The following is an 18,790-nucleotide window of genomic DNA, read 5'->3' on the forward strand; positions in this document are numbered from 1 at the left end:
TGCGGACACCGGCGGACCGGGTGCTCAGCGGGTGACCGAGCGAAGCGTGCGCAGCGCCACCGACAGGGCCGCGACACCGGGCGAGGTCAGCTGTCGGATGCCGGCGAGCTGGGTCTGCACCCGCTCGACGGCCTCGTCGTGCTGCGCCGACCACTGCGCCAGCCGCGAGGCGGCATCGTCGCCGTGGCGCTCGAGGACCGAGCTCGTCAGCGACTGCAGGGTCGCGTAGAGGTCGTCCCGCAGCGCCCCCCGGGCCATGGCGTCCCAGCGCTCCTCGCGCGGCAGGGTCGTCACCATGATGAGCAGCTCGTCGATGCCGAAGGTCTCGGAGACCTGGTAGTAGGTCTCGGCGACGTCGAAGAGCTCGCGCCCGGTGTCGGTGGACATGTCGACGATGTCGAGCACGGAGTACAGGTCGAGCAGGGTCGCGGTCCGCCGGGCCAGGTCGGTGGGCACGCCCGCGTCGACGAGGTCCTGCGTCTTGCGGGCCAGCCGCTCGGCCTGCGAGCCGCGCAGCAGGTCGGGGATCTGCGGGGCGAGGCTCGCGACCGGCTCGGCGAAGCGTTCGATCTCGCCGGTGACGTCGAGACGGCCGGCGCGGTTGGCGAGGAACCACCGCACCGCCCGGTCCATGAGGCGGCGCAGCTCGAGGTAGAGCCGGGTCTGTACCTGCGTCGGCACGACGTTGTCGAGTGCCTCGACCTGCTCGACGTAGTCGTCGAGACCGAAGATCTCGCGGGCGACGAGGAAGGCCCGCGCCACCTGGGCGGACGTCGCGCTCGTCTCCTCGACCGCCCGCTGGACGAAGGTGATCCCGCCCCGGTTGACCAGGTCGTTGGCCACTGCGGTCGTCACGATCTCCCGACGAAGGGGGTGTGCCCGCAGCTCGTCGTGGAAGCGCTCGCGCAGCGGCGTCGGGAAGTAGTCCGTCAGCTGTCGCTCGGTCGCCGGGTCGTCGGGCAGGTCGGAGTCGAGCAGGTCGGTCTTGAGCGCCAGCTTGGAGTAGGCGAGCAGGACCGACAGCTCCGGCGAGGACAGGCCCTCGCCGGCGTCGAGCCGGTCGTGCACCTCGGCGCTGCTCGGGAGGAACTCCAGCTCGCGGTCGAGCTCGCCGCGCGCGGTGAGGGTCTCCATGAGGCGCTCGTGGACGACGAGCATGTCGCCGTGCTGGGCCCGAGCGTTGCCGAGCAGGACGTTTTGCTCGTAGTTGTCGCGCAGCACCTGCTCGGCGACCTCGTCGGTCATCGAGGCGAGCAGCTCGACCCGGGCGTCCTCGTCGAGGGAGCCGCGGCGGATCGCCTCGCCGAGCAGGATCTTGATGTTGACCTCGTGGTCGGAGGTGTCGACGCCGGCGGAGTTGTCGACGGCGTCGGTGTTGACCCGCACCCCGGCCCCGGCGGCCTCGATCCGGCCACGCTGGGTGGCCCCGAGGTTGCCGCCCTCGCCGATGACCCGGGCACGCACCTGACCGCCGTCGACGCGGATGGCGTCGTTGGCCCGGTCCCCTACCTCGGTGTGGGACTCGTCGGCGGCCTTGACGTAGGTGCCGATGCCGCCGTTCCACAGCAGGTCGACGGGCGCCTGGAGGATGAGGTGGATCAGCTCGGTCGGCGTCATCGACGTGGCCCCGTCGAGGCCGAGGGCGGCTGCGGCCTGCTCGCTCACGGGGATCGACTTGGCGCTGCGCGACCACACGCCACCCCCCTCGCTGATGAGGGAGCGGTCGTAGTCGTCCCAGGAGCTGCGGGGCAGGTCGAAAAGCCGTCGCCGCTCGGCGAAGGAGCCGGCCGCATCGGGCTGCGGGTCGATGAAGACGTGCAGGTGGTTGAAGGCCGCGACGAGCCGGATGTGCTCGGACAGCAGCATGCCGTTGCCGAAGACGTCACCGCTCATGTCACCGATGCCGACGACGGTGAAGTCCTCGGTCTGGGTGTCGTGGCCGAGCTCGCGGAAGTGCCGCTTGACCGACTCCCAGGCGCCGCGGGCGGTGATGCCCATGCCCTTGTGGTCGTAGCCGACCGAGCCGCCGGAGGCGAAGGCATCGTCGAGCCAGAAGCCGTACTCGCGGGCGATGGAGTTGGCCAGGTCGGAGAAGGTCGCCGTGCCCTTGTCGGCGGCGACGACGAGGTAGGAGTCGTCGCCGTCGTGGCGCACGACCCGCTCGGGCGGGACGATCGCGCCTTCGACGCGGTTGTCGGTGACGTCGAGCAGGCCGGAGATGAAGGCCCGGTAGGCCGAGCGGCCGGCCTCCATCCACGCCTCTCGGTCAACGCCCGGGTCGGGCAGCTGCTTGCCGAAGAAGCCGCCCTTGCTGCCCGTCGGCACGATGACGGCATTTTTGACCATCTGGGCCTTGACGAGCCCGAGGACCTCGGTGCGGAAGTCGTCGCGTCGGTCGCTCCAGCGCAGGCCACCACGGGCGACCGCGCCGAAGCGCAGGTGGACGCCCTCGACCTGCGGGCTGTGCACCCAGATCTCGAAGGCGGGGTGCGGCTTGGGCATGTCGGGCACGCGTGCCGGCTCGAGCTTCAGCGAGATGCGCGGCAGCGGCTCGCCCTCGGCGTCGCGCACGAAGTAGCTCGTGCGCAGGGTCGCGGCGATGACCCCGACGAAGGCCCGGATGATCCGGTCGTGCTCGAGCGAGCTGACCTCCTCGAGCGCGTCGTGGATGCGCTGGGTCACCTCGGCCTCGGCGGCGGCGCGGTCCTCGCCGGCCACCCCCTCGAAGCGGTCGGGGTCGAAGCGGGTCTCGAAGAGCTCGACGACGTCACGGGCGATGGTGTGGTTGTCGGCGAGCGCGGACTCGAGGCTCGTCTGGCCCCACGTGCCGCCGGCCTGCCGCAGGTAGCGCCCGATCGCGCGCAGCAGCGAGACCTGCCGCCAGGTGAGCCCAGCCCGGATGATCAGCGCGTTGAAGCCGTCGGACTCGGTACGTCCGGCCCGCACGGCGATGACCGCCGACTCGACGAGCTCGCGCAGCTCCTCGTGGGTGTGCGCCTCCCACAGGGCCGCGTCGGGCACCCGCAGGCTCATGTCGTAGACACCGGCGGTGACACCGTCGGTGCGGGTGAGCGTGTAGGGCTCCTCCTCGATGACCTGGGTGCCGAGGTTGCGGAAGATCGGCATGAGGTCGTCGAGGATCAGCTCGTCGAGGCTGAAGAGCTTGATCCGGCGCACCCGCGGGTCCTCGCCGCCGCCGTGGCCGCGGCGGGGGTCGTAGAGCGCGCAGGCGAAGGGGGTCCCCTCCCCCAGCAGGGCGAGGTTCTTCAGGTCGGCCACGGCCTGGGCGGCGTCGAAGTCGTCCTCGTAGTCGACGGGGAACCCGCCGGCCCACGGGGCGATGAGCGAACTGGCGACCTCGCTGCCGACGAGCTCGTCGGCGCGACGCACGAGGCGCTCCTCCCAGGTGAGCGTGGCGTCGGCGACGGCCGCCTCGAGCCGTTCCTGGGCCTCGCCGGTCGGCAGCTCGACGCCCTGCGAGCCGCGCAGGATGTAGTAGAGCCGCGCCATCGGCTCGTCGGAGACGTGCGCGGTGAAGCTCACCTCGTCGGCGCCGGTCGCCTCGCGCAGCTCGGTCTCGACCCGCTGGCGCACGGCGGTCGTGTAGCGGTCGCGGGGCAGGTAGATGATCGCCGAGACGAACTGCCCGCCCGTGTCGAGCCGCAGGAAGGTCGCGGTGCGGATGCGGTGGACCATCTGCAGGATCGAGGTGACGACCTGGCGCAGGTGGTCGACCGGCGCCTGGAAGAGCTCGTCCCGCGGGAAGGTCTCGAACAGGCGCATCGCGAAGGCGCCCGAGTGGCTGTCGCGGGCCCACCCGGAGTCGGAGAGGATCTGCTGCACCTTGTCGGCGATGAGCGGGATCGTCAGCACCGAGCTGGTGTACGCGGTCGACGCGAAGAGCCCGGCGAGGCGGCGCTCGACGAGTCGGCCCTGGGCGTCGTGGAAGCGCACGGCGACGAGGTCGGGGTGGGTCACGCGGTGTACGGGCAGCACGGCGTGCGACTTGCCGATCGCCAGGCACTCACCCTCGTCGCTGGTGCCGCCGAGCGGCGTGATTGCCTCGGCCGTCGAGTCGTCACGCAGCACGCCCAACCCGCTGCCGGGGACGGCCGTGACCGCGTCGCCGTCGACCGTGTGGTCGCGCGAGCCGATGAAGGTGAAGTGGTCGTCGACGAGCCAGCGCAGGAACTCCGCGGCCGCGGTCTGCGACTCGCGGCTGCCGGCCCCCCGGCCCTCGTCGAGGGCCTGCACGAGCTCGGTCACCGTCGCCCGCATGCTCTCCCAGTCGTCGACGGCGGCGGCGACGGCGTCGACGACCTCGGCGATGCGGTCCTGGACGAGCGCCATGTCGCACCGGTCGGCGAGCTCGAGACGGATCCACGACTCGTCGTGCAGGTCGGGGTCGGTGTGGGGCGTGCGGGGGTCGGTGTCGAGCACCTCGACGAGCTCGCCCTGCGCGTCGCGCCGGACGACGAAGAGCGGGTGGAGGAGCAGCGAGACCCCGATGCCGGCGGACCCGAGCTCGCCGAGGACCGAGTCGACGAGGAAGGGCCGGTCCGAGGTGACGACGTGCAGCACCCCGTCGGCGGCGTCGACGACCGTCTGCCCCGGCGCCCGGGTGGCGGCCACCTCCCGGTGTCTGGTGGCCATCGCCACCAGGTCCTCCGCGGACCGACCGCGCAGCGCGGTCGCGTCGACGTGTCGCAGGTACCGCTCGACGAAGGGGGCGTCGTCACCGGCCGCGGTGGCGGCGTCGACGAGCACTCCCTCGGGGTCGGTGGCGGGGCGGGCAGGCAGCTGTGCCATGGATGGGCGTCCTCGGTCGCATCGTCACGTGTCGCGGGACCTCGTCGTCCCGCTCACGACGAGCCTAGCCCCCTATGACGCGCGTCACGTGCACCCCCCGGCGGAGCGAAGGGGGGACCGCCGCGGGCCTGTGGACGGCCCGCGTCCCGGGGACGACGCGCGTCGATAGGCTGGCCGGACCATGCCCCCTTCGCACCCTCGCCCCGAGGACCTCGACGCGCTCGTCGACGCCCTGTCCGCCACCGGTGAGCACACCGCGGCCACGGGCGAGCTGCTGCTCGACCACCTCGTGACGGTCGGGGACCACGCGACCCAGCGGGCGCTCGACGGCATGGTCGACGACACCGTCGACAGCCTCCGCGAGATCTCTGCCGGGTGCCGCGAGCTCGCCCTCGCGATGGGGCCGCGCGCCGCCCGGTCGGCCTCCTCGTCGGCGCGGGGCGGCGAGCACGCACGCCCCGACGTCCGCGAGCTGCGATGAGCCACCCCCTGCTGGGCGACCCCGGCTCGCTGAGTGCCCTGGCATCCTCCTTGCGCAGCCGTGCGGTGCAGCTGCACGCCGACGCCGAGGCACTGCGCGCTGCGCTGGCCGACGCCGCACCCGGGTGGCGCGGACCGAGCGCGCTCGAGCGACGCCGCCGGGCAGAGCGCCTCGCCGAGGCCACCGCGTCCACGGCCGATGCCATGGACGTGTGCGGGCGCACCCTGCACTCGACGGCCACCGAGCTCGCCGAGGCGATCGCCCGCCTTCGCGCCCTCGAGGAGGAGGCCCGCGCGGCCGGGCTCGACGTGCGCGACGGCACGGTCGAGCGCAGCTGGGGCATCACCGGCGTCGCCGACGCCCACTCGGTCGACGAGGCCGAGCGGGTGCGCGAGTCGCTGCAGGAGCGGGTGCACCACGTCGTGACGACGCTCGGTCGGCACCGCACGCTGCTCACGGCCGAGTGCGCCCGGGCGAGCGAGCTGCTGCGCACGACGAGTGCCGCCCTGCGTGCCTGACGACGCCGGTCCGCAGCGCTAGCGTGTGCCCATGAGGATCACCCGTGAGGCCACCCTGCCCGCCGGCCCCGACGAGGCCTTCGCGCTCGTCTCGACGCAGGAGTACCAGCAGGCCAAGGTCGACGCCCAGGTGCCCGGCTCGACCGCGTCAGTGACCGAGCAGGGCGCCGACGTCGTCGTGCGCACGCGACGAGCGCTCTCCACCCAGGGCATGCCCGCGGCCGTGGCGTCGATGGTCGGCGACACGCTGCAGATCGACGAGCAGCAGACCTGGCACCCCGCGGCGGCCGACGGCTCCCGCCGCGCCGACCTCGACCTCACCGTCTCGGGAGCCCCGCTGCGCCTGCGCGGCACCATCGACCTGACCCCCGCCGGCAACGGTGCCCGGATGGCCGTGGCCGCCGACCTCACGTGCTCGATCCCGCTCGTCGGCAAAAAGGTCGAGCAGGCCGCCCAGCCGGCGATCATCGACTCGATCGACGCCGAGGCGCGCTTCCTCGCCGAGCGCCTGGTCTAACCCTCGGCGAGGTCGGGAAGCTCGGTGACGTCGTACCAGAGCAGGTCGTCGTAGCCGGAGCCGACGCCACCCGCGTCCTCCTCGACGTGGAAGCTCACGACGTCGGCCACCGCGACGACCACGGCGGCGTCGAGCCGACCGTCATCGCCGGTGCCCGGGGCGTCGGGGACGTCGGCTGCGGCGACGACGCGACGACCGGCACCGAGGTCGCGGGCCGCGTCGAGTGCCTGGCACATCGCCTCGAACTCGAGGTCCTCCTCGTCGGCCGTCGGGTCGAGGGCGCGGACCGCGTCCGTCACGGCGAAGGGGGTGCGCTCCGGCAGACGTCCCGTCGCGGCGACGTCGGCGAGCTCGGGCAGGAGCATCGGCACGTAGACCCGCATCACGCGCGTCCCCTGGGGGCGGTGCGCAGCTCGGCGAGCGCGTCCTGGATCGAGCGCGCCAGCAGGTCGAGGTCGGGCATCGAGTCACGGTCACCGGTGAGGCCGTAGTAGACCTTGCCGTCGTAGGAGGTCAGCCCGATCGCCAGGCCCTGACCACGGCCCAGCGGCATGACCGGGTAGGTCTCGATGAGCCGGCAGCCCTCCACCTGCAGGGACTGCTGCGGACCGGGCACGTTGGTGATGACGAAGTTGAACAGGCGGCGGCTCATGGCGCTGCCGAGCCGGGCGCCGAGCGTGTGCAGCGTCGGCGGGGCGAAGCCCCCGATGCTCGCCAGCGACGTCGCGCCGACGCCCTCGACCGAGATCGACTCGATCTGCTGCCGCATCGCGAAGGCGATCTGGTGCAGCCGCATGGACGGGGTGTTCTCGCCGATGGGCAGGTCGATGAAGCACGCGGTCATCGCGTTGTCGGTGAGCGGGTCGCCGGAGCCGTCGACGATGCTCAGCGGCACCATGACCCGCAGGGTCGTCGTGGCCGTGACCGGCAGCCCGCGGTTTTGCATCCAGGCCCGCAGCGCCCCGGCCACCGTGGCGAGGATGACGTCGTTGATCGACACGTCGTCGACGTAGCGCCCCCGGGTCAGCCGGCCGCGCACCTTGCGGTAGTCGTCCAGATCGGTCTCGACCATGACGTAGCGGCGCGCGGCGCCGACGGTCGCCTTGATCGGCGAGTCCGGCGCGGGGCGTGCCCCCACGCGAGCGAGGGTCGCAACGAGGCGGCCGGCGGTACCGGTGACGACCCGGCCGGTGCGGCTGACGTCGCGCAGCCCCGCCCCGACACCGCGCACGACCCGGGCCGGGTTGAGGACCGAGCCGAGGAGCGCGTCGGCGACCAGGCGCAGGTCGGAGGGCGCGGACCCGGGCTGGCCCTCGCGGTCGTCGACGGGGACGGCGTCGGGGTCGAGCAGCAGGTGGGCCAGGTCGACGGCGCTGATGCCGTCGACCATCGCCTGGTGCGCCTTGGTGACGACGGCGAAGCGCCCCCCGTCGAGACCCTCGACGAAGTAGGCCTCCCACAGGGGCCGGTACCGGTCGAGCGGCCGGGTCATGATCTGCGCGACGTAGTCCTCGAGGTCGCTGCGGGCCCCCGGCGAGGGGATGGCCGACCGGCGCACGTGGTAGCCGATGTCGAAGTGTTCGTCATCGACCCACACGGGGTTGTCCAGGCGCCCCGGGACCTCGCGGATGCGCTGGCGGTAACGCGAGTGCCCGGCGATGCGGTCACCGACGACGGCGACGAAGCTGTCGTAGTCGAAGCCCTCGGCCGGCGGCTCGAAGACCATGACCGACCCCACGTGCATGGGCAGGGTGGGCTCCTCGAGGTAGAGGAAGGACGAGTCGAGGGCACCGAGTCTGTTCACCACGGGCACATCGTGGCACGTGCGCGCGCCCCGGGGTACCTCGCCGTCACGCACGTCGCAGCAGTCGGCGGCGCCCTCGGACCTCGCCGACGGGTGCCGCGACGCCCGCGAGGTCGGCGGCCAGGGCGGCAATCGCCTGACGCAGGGGGCTGCCGGCCGCGGCCTCGGCGAGCGTCTGCCCGGCGAGCACCGCGGCGTCGACGCCGGCCTGATCGTCGGGCAGGAAGGTGATGTCCTCCAGCCCCGCGAAGCGGGCCATCGACTCGGCGACCCGACGGCGCGGGTCGGGCCCGACCGAGCCAGCGCGCAGCCGGTTGACGACGGGCCGTGGCGTCGGCGACGCCACCTGGCCGACCGCCTGGACCGCACGCACCATCCGCTGCAGCCCCACGGGGTCGGCAGCACCGACGAGCAGGAGCTCGTCGGCCGCATCGAGCGCGGTGAGCGTCGCCGCATTGCGTCGCGGCGCCGTCGTGTCGTAGCTCAGCTCCTCGTCGTCCTCGATGCCGAAGCCGCAGTCGAGGACGACGAAGGCCGCGAGCGAGCGGCACAGGTCGATGACCTGCTCGACGGCGGAGCTGCGCACCTCGGTCCACCGGGTCGGCGTCGGGATGCCGGTGACGACGCGGAAGCGGGGTGCGACCTCGACGGCCAGCCGCGCCAGCGAGGCCAGGTCGAGGGTGCCCAGCTCGGACGCGCGGGCCGCGGCCGCGATGCCGGGGGCCTCGTCGAGGACGCTCAGCAGCTGGGCGACGGACGCGCCGTAGGTGTCGAGGTCGACGAGCACGACGGGCTGGCCGAGACCCGCGAGCTCGCTCGCGAGGTTGACCGCGAGGGTGCTGCGGCCGGGCGCTCCGGTGGGGCCCCACACGGCGACCACCCGCCCACGCTGCGGCTCGGGCGTCTCGTCGGTGACGGGGACGATGGGCGCGGTCGGCGGGTCCTCCCCCGGCAGCGGCTCCCCCGCCCCCGTGACGAAGGGGGCGGACGCTGCGGTCGTCGAGGTGAGGACGTCGACGAGTTCCTCCCGGGGCGTGCCCGTGTGGACGTGGCGCTCGACGCCCAGCTGACGCAGGTGCCGCTCCTGGGCCTCCTGGCCGTCACGGCTGGCCCCGACGACCGCGACCCCGTGGGCGCGCAGGTGCGCGAGGGCGTCCCGGTCGAGCCCGCGCAGGTCGGCGGAGACGAGGGCGACGTCGCCGAGACCGGCGGACGCGGCGGCGAGCAGGTCGGCGAGGTCGACGCAGCGTCGGCCGACGGTGACGCCGGGCAGCTGGTCGACGACCTGGACCATGCTGCCCTCCCAGTCGTGGCCGAGGGCGGTGAGGACGGTGGTCGCCATCAGTCCTGGCTCTCCGGGCTGCCGGACTCGATGGCCAGCCGGATCGGGGTCTCGGCGGTGTCGAGGGTGAGCAGCTCGGGCACCCGGTCCTTGGGGACGACGATGATCACCGACGTCCGGCTGCTCGACCCCATGACCCCGCCGCCGCGTGGCAGGGAGTGGACCGTGGCCCGGCTGATGAACTCCTCGTACTGAGGCTCGTCGCCGGCGGGGGCGCCGTCCGCCCCCTTCGTCGGGGGTGCGGCCGTGAAGACGGTGACCCGCGAGCCCTTGACGAGGTTGCTCGTGTAGGCGGGGTCGACGTGCACGGCGACGCGCTGGACGTCGAGGTCGACGGGGTTGACGACCGCAGCGCGTGGCACGAGCTCGCCGGGGCGGACCTCGCGGTCGATGACGGCGCCGTTGGGCAGGCGCTCGTTGGACATGAGGTAGTCGCCCTGGGCGTCGCCGAGCTGGACGTCGACCCGCTCGAGGTCGCTCGTCTCGATCGTCTCGCCGGGGGTGAGCTGCTCGGAGGCGACCCACATGCCGACACGGTCGTCCGCGGCCCGCATCGCCAGCGCGCCGATGATGATCGACAGCAGGACCAGCAGGACCCCGACGAGCAGCCGGGTGTCCTTCCACGAGGGCTTGGTCAGGCGGCGGGCAGCGGGTGTGGGCAGGTCGCTCACGGCGGTCCTTCGAGGGTCGGGTGCGGCTGACCTGCATCATGCCCCGCGCGGGGCGACCGCGCGCGTCGTCTGTCCACAGGGCCTGCTCGGGAGCACGGCCTCCCGGTGGCAGACTGGCCCCATGCCGCGCAAGTTCGTCCCGCTCACCGAGGTCTCCGAGGTCCTCGGCGTCTCCGCCGCGCAGGCCTATGCCCTCGTCCGCAGCGGCGACCTGCCGGCGATCAAGGTCGGCGGTCGTGGCCAGTGGCGGGTCGAGGTCGACGAGCTCGACGCCTACATCGAGCGCATGTACGCCCAGACCCGCGAGTTCGTCGCCAAGGGCGGCCGCGAGGAGTGACCCGGCTCAGGCCGAGCCGACGACCGCAACCGCGGCGAAGGGGATGACCCGCTCGCCCAGCAGGTGCTCGGCCCGGCGGGGGCTGTCCAGCGGGTGCTCGGCGATGTCGAAGGCATCGGCACCGACGGCGTCGATCGTGCCGTGCACCGACCCGCCGTCGACGTCCACGACGACGACGGCCCGGCGGTCGCGGCTGATGCCGCGCAGGGCCGAGCCGATGCCGAAGCGGCGCGCCCTGGTGTCGTCGCGCGGGCGCCCCAGGCCCGAGATGCCGAGCACGGCAGCGGTCGCGACGAGCGACTGACGACCGGTGGGTTCGACGAGCAGCAGCCAGCCGTCACCACTGTCCTCGAGGACACCGCGCACGACGGTGGCACCCCGCAGCCGGACGACGAGCGCCGAGCCGGTGGCGCCGACGACCCGCTCCCCCAGCGTGATCTTGGAGCGCTCGGTGCGGGTGCGCTCGGCCACCTCGGCGTCGAGCTCAAGCCGTGCGCGGGCAGCCAGCTGCGCCTCGAGGTCGTCGAAGAGCCGGTCCCAGCGCACCGGCCCAATGTAGACCCTGTTGCCAACCTTCGTTTGACGTGGTTTGCTGTCAATCAACACCACACGACATCGAATGGTGCGTTTCGACATCAGACGAGCACGAGCGAAGGGGGACCCGGTGGCAGCAGGTCGAGCAGTCCGGGCACGCGAGGCACTCCTCGCCCTCGGCATCGGGTGCGCCCTGCCGGGAGGCGTGGCCCTCACTGCCGCGACCGCCACGGGCGCGCAGCGGCTGCTCGCGACGGCGGGCGCCCCCGGCGGTGACCCCGCCGCCGCGATCACCGGGCTCGCCGCCCTCGTGGCCGCCGGCATCGCCGGGTGGCTCACCCTCTCCCTCGCCCTCGTCCTGCTCGCCCGGCTGCCCGGGCGACTGGGGGCGCTCTCCCGCCGGGCACGCGACCGGGTCACCCCGGCGATCGTGCGCCGGTGGGCCGCGATCGTCCTGGGGGCCTCCGTCACGGCCTCGGTCCTGCCCGGCACCGCCGTGGCCGCGGTCCGGGTCGTCGACGCCAGCGAGCCCCCCGCGCCGGGGTGGCGCCCATCCCCCGGCGCGGGTGACGCCCCGTCCCCGAGCACCCGAGCCGAGAGCGCACCTGCTCCAGGGTGGCTCCCCAGCCCGACCACCTCAACCGGTGCCGGTCCGCGCGTGGCCGTGACACCCCCTTCGCCCGGGTGGACGCCGAGCCGGCCGCGCGCCCGACAGCGCACCGACCCGACGCTGCTCACCGGCCGCCAGCGCCCCAGCTCGACCCGCGAGGTCGTCGTGCGCCGCGGCGAAACGCTGTGGTCGATCGCCGCCACGCACCTGGGCCCGGGCGCGACCGACGCCGAGGTCGCCGCCGCCTGGCCGCGGTGGCACGCCGCCAACTCCGCCGTGATCGGACCCGACCCGCACCACCTGCTTCCGGGCACCCGCCTGACGCCACCCAGCCACGACCACGACCCGGGCACCGTCCCGGCCACGAGGGGGACCCCATGACCAGCACCGCACCCAGCGCCCCGCTGCGCGTCCTGCCAGCACCCCGGATCAGCCCGCCGGGAGTGCCGCTGCCCACCCACGCCGAGGGCGCCGCCGAGCAGGCGGGTCGGGCCACGCCCTACGTCCAGGACGCCCTGGCCGTCGACTTCGCCGCGGCGAGCGACGAGCAGATCTTCGGGCAGCAGGCCACCCGGGCCCGCGACCTGCCCGACCCACGCCAGTGGGCGGCACACATCGCCCAGGGGCTCGTCGAGGTCATGCACGGGGTCCGGCCGCCGAGCCAGGTGATGCGCTGGACGAGCCCAGAGGTCTACGCCGTCGTGGCCCGTCGCGGCTCACGCGCCGGCCGTCGTCGCACCTCGACCGGCGCGGCACACCGCACCCGGGTGCTGCGCGTCCACCTGTGCGAGCCGGCCGACGACATCGTCGAGGCCTCGGTCGTCCTCGTCGACGGCGGCCGGGTGCGCGCCCTGGCCCTGCGGCTGGCCGGGCGCGACCACCGCTGGGTCGTCCAGGCGCTGCAGGTCGGCTGAGTCGCCGGCGGCGACCGCGGTCAGCGGCCCTTCTTGGCCGCCTTCTTCGCCTTCTTGGCCGCGGCCCGACGCTCCGAGCGGGACCCACCGGAGGCGGACCCCCCTTCGTCGTGCTCCTCGACCCCGCCGTCCTCCGACGGCGCGGAGTAGTGCAGGTTGCGCTGACGGGGGCCGTCCTCGAGGCCCTTGGCGGTGACCTGCGGGCGAGCGGCCGGCTCACCGTCGGCGTCACCAAACATCTCGGCGGCGCTGCGGGGCTGGGTCGAGGACTGCGGCACCTCGGGCACCTGGACCTCGCTGTTGAAGAGGTAGGCGACCGACTCCTCCTTGATCGCCTCGTTCATCGCCTCGAAGAGCTGGAAGCCCTCGCGCTGGTACTCGACGAGCGGGTCGCGCTGGGCCATCGCACGCAGGCCGATGCCCTCCTTGAGGTAGTCCATCTCGTAGAGGTGCTCGCGCCACTTGCGGTCCAGGACCGAGAGCACGACGCGACGCTCGAGCTCGCGCGCGACCGGCTCGCCGAGCTCGGCCTCGCGGCGGTCGTAGGCCTCGTGGATGTCGGTGACGATCTCCTCGCGCAGGCTCGCGGCGGTCAGTCCGGCGCGGGAGCCGGCACCGTCGATGAGCTGCTCGGGCGTGACCGTCGCCGGGTAGATCGCCTTGAGGGCGGTGAAGAGACGGTCGAGGTCCCAGTCCTCGGAAAATCCGCCGGCCGTCTCGGCGTCGACGTAGCCGCTGACGACATCGGTCATGAAGAGGCGGATCTGCTCCTCGAGGTCCTCGCCCTTGAGCACCCGACGCCGCTCGTCGTAGACGACGGTGCGCTGGCGGTTGAGGACGTCGTCGTACTTGAGGACGTTCTTGCGGGTCTCGTAGTTCTGACCCTCGAGCTGGCTCTGCGCGCCCTCGATCGACTTGGTGAGCATCTTGCCGGCGATCGGCGTCTCGTCGTCGATCTTGGCCGTCTGCATGACCCGGTCGACGAAGCCGGCGTTGAACAGGCGCATCAGGCTGTCCTCGAGGGAGAGGTAGAAGCGCGACTCCCCCGGGTCACCCTGACGACCGGAACGACCGCGCAGCTGGTTGTCGATGCGGCGCGACTCGTGCCGCTCGGTGCCCAGGACGTAGAGACCACCGAGCTCGGTGACCTCCTCGTGCTCGGCCTCGACCGCCTTCTCGGCGGCGGCGAGCGCGTCGTCCCACGCCGCCTCGTACTCCTCCGGCGTCTCCTCCGGGTCGAGCCCGCGCTTCTTCAGCTCGGCGACGGCACGGAACTCGGGGTTGCCACCGAGCATGATGTCGGTGCCTCGACCGGCCATGTTGGTCGCGACGGTGACGGCGCCCTTGCGGCCGGCGTCGGCGACGATCGCGGCCTCGCTCTCGTGGTGCTTGGCGTTGAGCACCGCGTGCGTGATCTTGCGCTTGCGCAGCTCCTGCGAGAGGTACTCGCTCTTCTCGACGCTCGTCGTGCCGACGAGCACCGGCTGGCCGGTCTCGTGGCGCTCGGCGATGTCGTCGACGACGGCGTTGAACTTCGCCTGCTCGGTCCGGTAGACGAGATCGGCCTGGTCCTTGCGGATCATCGGCTTGTTGGTGCGGATCGGGACGACGCCGAGGTTGTAGATCGAGTTGAGCTCGCCCGCCTCGGTCTGGGCGGTACCCGTCATGCCCGAGAGGGTGTCGTACATGCGGAAGTAGTTCTGCAGGGTGATCGTCGCCAGGGTCTGGTTCTCGTTCTTGATCTCCACACCCTCCTTGGCCTCGATCGCCTGGTGCATGCCCTCGTTGTAGCGGCGGCCCGCGAGCATGCGGCCGGTGTGCTCGTCGACGATGAGGACCTCTCCGTTGATCACGACGTAGTCCTTGTCGCGGGTGAAGAGCTCCTTGGCCTTGATCGCGTTGTTGAGGTAGCCGATGAGCGGGGTGTTGACGCTCTCGTAGAGGTTGTCGATGCCGAGCAGGTCCTCGATCTTCTCGATGCCCGGCTCGAGGATGCCGACGGTGCGCTTCTTCTCGTCGACCTCGTAGTCGCCCTCGGCCTCGATGCCGCGCATGAGGTCGGCACCGTGGCCGCGCTCGAGCTTGCGGACCATCTTGGCGAACTCGACGTACCACTTCGTCGGCTGGTCGGCCGGGCCGGAGATGATGAGCGGCGTGCGGGCCTCGTCGATGAGGATCGAGTCGACCTCGTCGACGATGGCGAAGTTGTGGCCGCGCTGGACGAGCTCGTCGGTATTCCACGCCATGTTGTCGCGCAGGTAGTCGAAGCCGAACTCGTTGTTGGTGCCGTAGGTGATGTCCTTGGCGTACTCGGCGCGGCGCTGCTCGGGGTTCATCGAGCCGAGGATCACGCCCGTCTCCAGACCCAGGGCCCGGTGGACACGGCCCATGAGCTCGGCCTGGTACTCGGCGAGGTAGTCGTTGACCGTGACGACGTGCACGCCCTTGCCCTCGATGGCGTTGAGGTACGACGGCAGGGTCGCGACGAGGGTCTTGCCCTCACCGGTCTTCATCTCGGCGACGTTGCCCTGGTGCAGGGCCGCGCCACCCATGATCTGCACGTCGAAGTGCCGCTTGCCGATGGTGCGTCGGCTGGCCTCACGGACCGCCGCGAAGGCCTCGGGAAGGATGTCGTCGAGCGTCTCGCCGTCCTTCAGGCGCTTGCGGAAGACATCGGTCTCCGCCCGCAGCTCGGCGTCGGTCAGCTTTTCGAAGTCCTCCTCGATGGCGTTGACCTGGGCGGCGATGCCTTCGAGCCGCTTGACGGTGCGGCCCTCTCCGGCGCGGAGGATGCGCTCGACGATCTTCACGAACCTGAACTCCTGACGTGGTCGATCCGGGCACGGCACAGCGTCGCCGCCCCAGAGCAGTCTGACCACAGGCTAATCGTTTGCGGGCCCGGTGACCGACCGGGCACTCTGACCCGGGTGAACGAGCACCCCGCCGACGAGGTTCCGCACGGCCAGTTCCCTGGCATCGTGCCGGTCCTCGCGGACGGTCACGTGCGGCTGCGGGCGATGACCGGTGCCGACCTCCCCTTCGTCGGGGTCGTGGACCTGCGCCCCGGCGAGCGGGAGGGGCTGCCGTGGGAGATCGGCTTCGCCCTGCACCCGGCGGCAGGTGGACGCGGTTGAGGCCGCCGAGGCACCCGACGGATCCGTGGGGCCGGCGATCCACTGGGAACGCCTGGCGTGACCGACGCCGCCGGGTCGGCTCAGGCGCCGACGACCTCGCCCAGCCCCAGCCAGGTCGCCATCTGACCCATCTCCTCGGCGAGCTCGCGCCGGTCGTCGGCTCCCCCACGGCCGGGCTCCCACGAGATCTGGCGGGCCAGCAGCGCCCCGCCGGTGCGGTCGGCCTTGAGGTCGACCCGACCGACGAGTTCGTCGCCGAGGAGGAAGGGCAGCACGTAGTAGCCGTGGACCCGTTGCTCGGCCGGCGTGTAGATCTCGATCCGGTAGTGGAAGTCGAAGATCCGCTCCACCCGCGGCCGGCACCACACGAGGCTGTCGAAGGGGGACAGCAGCGCCCGGGCTTGCACGGCCCGGGGCCGACGCGCCTCGGCGTGCAGCCAGGCCGGCTCGGCCCACCCTCGGACGTCGACCGGTTCGAGCTCACCCGCGGCGACGAGCCGCTCGATCGCCGGACGCACGTGGACCCGCTTGAGCCGAAAGTAGTCGGCGAGGTCGGCCTCGGTCGCCACACCCGTGGCACGCGCGGAGATGCGCACGAGCTCGGTGTAGGCCTCGTCGGCCGCGGGCCGCGCGGCGGGGTCGAGCCAGAGTGGCGCGTGGGCGGGCGGCACGACGCGCTCGAGGGCGGCATAGCGTCGCTCGAACTGCGAGGTCCGCCCGGCAGAGCTGATCTCGCCCGCCCAGAAGAGGTGCTCGAGGGCGTGCTTGACCTGCGACCAGTTCCAGCCCCAGTGCTCCTTGTCGCCCGTGCGCTCGTGTCCCAGCGCGGCCTCGATCTCCCGGGCCGTGCGCGGACGGCCGGCGCGGACCTCGGCGAGCACGGCCGAGACGACATCGGGCTGGTCGCGCGCGACCGCCTGCATGCCGCCCCACGACTCCTCCCTGGCCCGGCGCATCCGTGGGTGCTCCATGAGGGGCCAGGTGCTCGGCGGCAGCAGGCTGGCCTCGTGGGCCCAGTACTCGACGAGTCGCCGCGGCGCCCGGTCGCGCATGCGGTCGAGCAGGGCGGTGTCGTAGGGGCCGACGCGGGAGAAGACGGGCAGGTAATGGCTGCGCGCGAGCACGTTGACGCTGTCGATCTGGATGAGCCCGACGGTGTCGACCACCCGCTGCAGGTCCCGCGTCGTCGGCTCCCGCTCCGGCCGCGGACGAGCCAGCCCCTGGGCCGCGATCGCGATCCGTCGGGCCCCCGCCTCCGTCAGTGTACGCACGAGGCCAGACTGCCCTACCCCCTCCGACAACCCGGACCTCGGACAGTCCCGACCCGGCGGATCACCGCTGGCGCGGACGAAGGTCGGGGCGGCCCGACTCATGGAAAAGTCCGGACTGCCTGCTCGACGTGAGGTCGAAGACCAAGCGGTCCGGACTTTTCCTTAGGGCCGTCCGAGCCTTCGTCCGCGCCACCCGACCACGCGGGTCGTGCCGGACGAAGAGAGGCTCAGCGGACGGAGACGGGCTCGTCGACGCGGGTGCCGTCGACCGCGGCGCCGTCGAGGGCGGTGCCGTTGACGGCGTCCTGGACGTCGAGGTGGATCACGCCGTAGGACCAGCCCCGCCGGCGGTAGACGACGCTCGGCCGGTCGTTGTCGGAGTCGTGGAAGAGGAAGAAGTCGTGACCGACGAGCTCCATGCGACGCACCGCCTCGGCAAGGGTCATCGGCGCCGACTCGTGGACCTTTTCGCGGACCTCGATCGGGCTGTCGCCGATCGTGCCGAACTGGTCGGGGGTCTCCTCGTCCTCGGTCGCCAGGTCGGTCTGCAGGGGCTCGGTGAGGTCGGCCGTCGCGGCGGCCACCGACGTGCGACGGCGGCCCCGCAGGACGTGCCGCTTGTCGTGGGCGCGGCGCAGCCGCTCGAGCAGCTTGTCGACGGCGAGGTCCACAGCCGCCTGGCGGTCGTCATGGCAGGCCTCGGCGCGGATGACCGGCCCCTTGGACCGGCAGGTGATCTCGACGCGCTCGCTGACCTTGGACTGCCGGGGGTTGGGCTCGTGACTCACCATGACCTCGATCCGCTGCACGCGGGGATCGAGCTGCGGCACCTTCGACAGCTTGCTGTCGAGGTAGTCACGCAGTCGGTCGGAGACGGTGACATGGCGTCCGGTGATGGCAATTTCCACGGAGTCCTCCTGGGGACGTCGGGTGGTGCTTGGGGTAAGCGCCTGGCGAGGGCCTCACAGCCGGGGCACCACCTCCCGTCGGGGCCCGGGGTCGTCCTCGGGCCGCCGCCCGAGGACGCGGAAGGCCCCTGCGTCTCTCCGGCCGTGCCGGTCGAACGAGGGACCCATGACGACACGTTAGTCCGAGCGCGCACGGAAAGATAGGTGAACGGCCGATGACCTGCGCGGGGTCACCATCGCGACCGCCAGACACACGTCGGCCGCCCCCGCGGCGAGCACCGCGCGGTGCGCCTCGGCGAGCGTGGCACCGGAGGTCAGCACGTCGTCGACGACGAGGACGTGCCGGCCGCGGACCCGGCGGGGGTCGGTCACCCGCATCGCCCCGTGGAGGTTGGCCCGCCGCGACGCCTGGTCGAGACCGGCCTGGTCGGCGGTGCGCCGGACCGTCGTCAGCGCCGTCGCCACCTGCACCGTGGGACCCACGACGCGGGCCGCCCGGCGGGCGAGCAGGAGCATGGGTTGGTCTCCCCGACGGCGGATCGCCACCCGTGAGGAGGGCACGGGGACGAGGAGCACCGGCAGCCCTGCGGACGGGGAGGTCGTGGCCAGGGCACGGGCCACGGCATCGGCGAGCAGGGCGCCCATGGGTGCAGCCAGATCTCGCCGCCCCTCGTCCTTGAAGGCCGTCGCCAGCCGCGAGGCGACCCCGTCGTAGCGCAGCGTGCCGTGGCACCCCGGCCAGCCGGGCGGGACGGGACGCGGCGCCAGCGGGCCGAGGTCGTCGAGGGCCAGGTCGGCCAGCTCGAGGCGGCACCCGGGGCACAGGCCGACGTCGGGCGAACCACACCCCGCACACGTCCGGGACAGCACGAGGTCGACCGCCGCGCGCAGCACCCCACCGATCGCAGATCCCACGACGGCAGTCTTGCTCCGTCGTACG

The 18,790-nt window shown here is 72.7% G+C and carries 17 protein-coding genes; 7 read left to right on the top strand and 10 right to left on the bottom strand.

The features are described from left to right. Positions 1 to 24 precede the first annotated feature (24 nt). The gene (locus H7A72_RS11245; RefSeq protein ID WP_185220575.1) at positions 25 to 4,809 is read right to left on the bottom strand and encodes an NAD-glutamate dehydrogenase; all 4,785 of its coding nucleotides are present in this window, start codon (positions 4,807 to 4,809) and stop codon (positions 25 to 27) included. Positions 4,810 to 4,990: 181 nt separating this feature from the next. Here H7A72_RS11245 and H7A72_RS11250 point away from each other — a divergent pair, with 181 nt between their 5' ends. The 3 genes from H7A72_RS11250 to H7A72_RS11260 are packed head-to-tail and all read left to right on the top strand — an operon-like array spanning position 4,991 to position 6,325. Next, entirely contained in the window at positions 4,991 to 5,290 is a 300-nt protein-coding gene (locus tag H7A72_RS11250) for a hypothetical protein (protein WP_185220576.1), read from the top strand. Continuing rightward, positions 5,287 to 5,808 (top strand): hypothetical protein, encoded by a 522-nt coding sequence (locus tag H7A72_RS11255; protein WP_084450368.1) that lies wholly within the window; start codon positions 5,287 to 5,289, stop codon positions 5,806 to 5,808. Before H7A72_RS11250 ends, H7A72_RS11255 begins: the two co-directional genes overlap by 4 nt. A 31-nt stretch (positions 5,809 to 5,839) precedes the next feature. Next, on the top strand, positions 5,840 to 6,325 hold the full coding sequence (locus H7A72_RS11260; protein WP_072625145.1) for a DUF2505 domain-containing protein: 486 nt from the start codon (positions 5,840 to 5,842) through the stop codon (positions 6,323 to 6,325). On the opposite strand, the gene H7A72_RS11265 is transcribed toward H7A72_RS11260, so the two are convergent. Genes H7A72_RS11265 through H7A72_RS11280 form a run of 4 tightly spaced genes read right to left on the bottom strand, consistent with a single transcriptional unit; the run spans position 6,322 to position 10,142 of the window. Next, positions 6,322 to 6,708: a hypothetical protein gene (locus tag H7A72_RS11265; RefSeq protein ID WP_185220577.1), complete on the bottom strand. Its 387-nt coding sequence runs from the start codon at positions 6,706 to 6,708 to the stop codon at positions 6,322 to 6,324. The two genes, H7A72_RS11260 and H7A72_RS11265, sit on opposite strands and share 4 nt — an antisense overlap. Next, a complete protein-coding gene (locus H7A72_RS11270; protein ID WP_084450366.1) occupies positions 6,708 to 8,132 on the bottom strand; it encodes a wax ester/triacylglycerol synthase family O-acyltransferase in 1,425 nt (474 codons plus the stop codon). The genes H7A72_RS11265 and H7A72_RS11270 overlap by 1 nt, the downstream gene beginning before the upstream one ends. A 43-nt stretch (positions 8,133 to 8,175) precedes the next feature. Further along, the gene (locus tag H7A72_RS11275) at positions 8,176 to 9,471 is read right to left on the bottom strand and encodes a P-loop NTPase (RefSeq protein WP_072625148.1); all 1,296 of its coding nucleotides are present in this window, start codon (positions 9,469 to 9,471) and stop codon (positions 8,176 to 8,178) included. Then, positions 9,471 to 10,142, bottom strand: a complete 672-nt coding sequence (locus H7A72_RS11280; RefSeq protein ID WP_072625149.1) for a hypothetical protein — start codon at positions 10,140 to 10,142, stop codon at positions 9,471 to 9,473. The genes H7A72_RS11275 and H7A72_RS11280 overlap by 1 nt, the downstream gene beginning before the upstream one ends. Before the next feature lie 121 nt (positions 10,143 to 10,263). Between H7A72_RS11280 and H7A72_RS11285 the strand changes: the two genes are divergently transcribed. Continuing rightward, a complete protein-coding gene (locus H7A72_RS11285; RefSeq protein WP_072625150.1) occupies positions 10,264 to 10,479 on the top strand; it encodes a helix-turn-helix domain-containing protein in 216 nt (71 codons plus the stop codon). A gap of 6 nt (positions 10,480 to 10,485) precedes the next feature. Here H7A72_RS11285 and H7A72_RS11290 read toward each other — a convergent pair whose 3' ends face one another. Then, complete coding sequence (locus H7A72_RS11290; RefSeq protein WP_072625151.1) at positions 10,486 to 11,025, bottom strand: hypothetical protein; 540 nt, start codon at positions 11,023 to 11,025, stop codon at positions 10,486 to 10,488. A gap of 118 nt (positions 11,026 to 11,143) precedes the next feature. Here H7A72_RS11290 and H7A72_RS11295 point away from each other — a divergent pair, with 118 nt between their 5' ends. Next, a complete protein-coding gene (locus tag H7A72_RS11295) occupies positions 11,144 to 12,004 on the top strand; it encodes a LysM peptidoglycan-binding domain-containing protein (protein WP_072625152.1) in 861 nt (286 codons plus the stop codon). Further along, a complete protein-coding gene (locus tag H7A72_RS11300) occupies positions 12,001 to 12,537 on the top strand; it encodes an Rv3235 family protein (protein ID WP_072625153.1) in 537 nt (178 codons plus the stop codon). Before H7A72_RS11295 ends, H7A72_RS11300 begins: the two co-directional genes overlap by 4 nt. A gap of 20 nt (positions 12,538 to 12,557) precedes the next feature. Here the strand turns inward: H7A72_RS11300 and secA are convergent, their stop codons facing one another. Continuing rightward, entirely contained in the window at positions 12,558 to 15,347 is a 2,790-nt protein-coding gene (secA, locus tag H7A72_RS11305) for a preprotein translocase subunit SecA (protein ID WP_084450365.1), read from the bottom strand. Between the two features lie 117 nt (positions 15,348 to 15,464). Between secA and H7A72_RS11310 the strand changes: the two genes are divergently transcribed. Next, the gene (locus H7A72_RS11310) at positions 15,465 to 15,671 is read left to right on the top strand and encodes a hypothetical protein (RefSeq protein ID WP_185220578.1); all 207 of its coding nucleotides are present in this window, start codon (positions 15,465 to 15,467) and stop codon (positions 15,669 to 15,671) included. Between the two features lie 80 nt (positions 15,672 to 15,751). On the opposite strand, the gene H7A72_RS11315 is transcribed toward H7A72_RS11310, so the two are convergent. The 3 genes from H7A72_RS11315 to H7A72_RS11325 all read right to left on the bottom strand — a co-directional run bounded on the left by H7A72_RS11315 (position 15,752) and on the right by H7A72_RS11325 (position 18,765). Continuing rightward, positions 15,752 to 16,942, bottom strand: coding sequence for a winged helix-turn-helix domain-containing protein (locus H7A72_RS11315; protein WP_185220579.1), 1,191 nt, complete (start codon positions 16,940 to 16,942; stop codon positions 15,752 to 15,754). 227 nt (positions 16,943 to 17,169) lie between these two features. After that, positions 17,170 to 17,850, bottom strand: a complete 681-nt coding sequence (gene hpf / locus H7A72_RS11320; RefSeq protein WP_185220580.1) for a ribosome hibernation-promoting factor, HPF/YfiA family — start codon at positions 17,848 to 17,850, stop codon at positions 17,170 to 17,172. A gap of 177 nt (positions 17,851 to 18,027) precedes the next feature. Further along, positions 18,028 to 18,765, bottom strand: a complete 738-nt coding sequence (locus H7A72_RS11325) for a ComF family protein (protein WP_185220581.1) — start codon at positions 18,763 to 18,765, stop codon at positions 18,028 to 18,030. Positions 18,766 to 18,790: the final 25 nt, after the last annotated feature.

It is taken from the genome of Janibacter sp. YB324 (assembly GCF_014217915.1).
GTDB classification, from domain to species: Bacteria; Actinomycetota; Actinomycetes; order Actinomycetales; family Dermatophilaceae; genus Janibacter; species Janibacter indicus.

What these genes read in the sequence shown, in the direction of transcription:
- H7A72_RS11245 (WP_185220575.1), bottom strand. Translation starts at nt 4,809, where the DNA reads ATGGCACAGCTGCCTGCCCGCCCCGCCACCGACCCCGAGGGAGTGCTC.
- H7A72_RS11255 (WP_084450368.1), top strand. Translation starts at nt 5,287, where the DNA reads ATGAGCCACCCCCTGCTGGGCGACCCCGGCTCGCTGAGTGCCCTGGCA.
- H7A72_RS11260 (WP_072625145.1), top strand. Translation starts at nt 5,840, where the DNA reads ATGAGGATCACCCGTGAGGCCACCCTGCCCGCCGGCCCCGACGAGGCC.
- H7A72_RS11265 (WP_185220577.1), bottom strand. Translation starts at nt 6,708, where the DNA reads ATGCGGGTCTACGTGCCGATGCTCCTGCCCGAGCTCGCCGACGTCGCC.
- H7A72_RS11250 (WP_185220576.1), top strand. Translation starts at nt 4,991, where the DNA reads ATGCCCCCTTCGCACCCTCGCCCCGAGGACCTCGACGCGCTCGTCGAC.
- H7A72_RS11275 (WP_072625148.1), bottom strand. Translation starts at nt 9,471, where the DNA reads ATGGCGACCACCGTCCTCACCGCCCTCGGCCACGACTGGGAGGGCAGC.
- H7A72_RS11285 (WP_072625150.1), top strand. Translation starts at nt 10,264, where the DNA reads ATGCCGCGCAAGTTCGTCCCGCTCACCGAGGTCTCCGAGGTCCTCGGC.
- H7A72_RS11300 (WP_072625153.1), top strand. Translation starts at nt 12,001, where the DNA reads ATGACCAGCACCGCACCCAGCGCCCCGCTGCGCGTCCTGCCAGCACCC.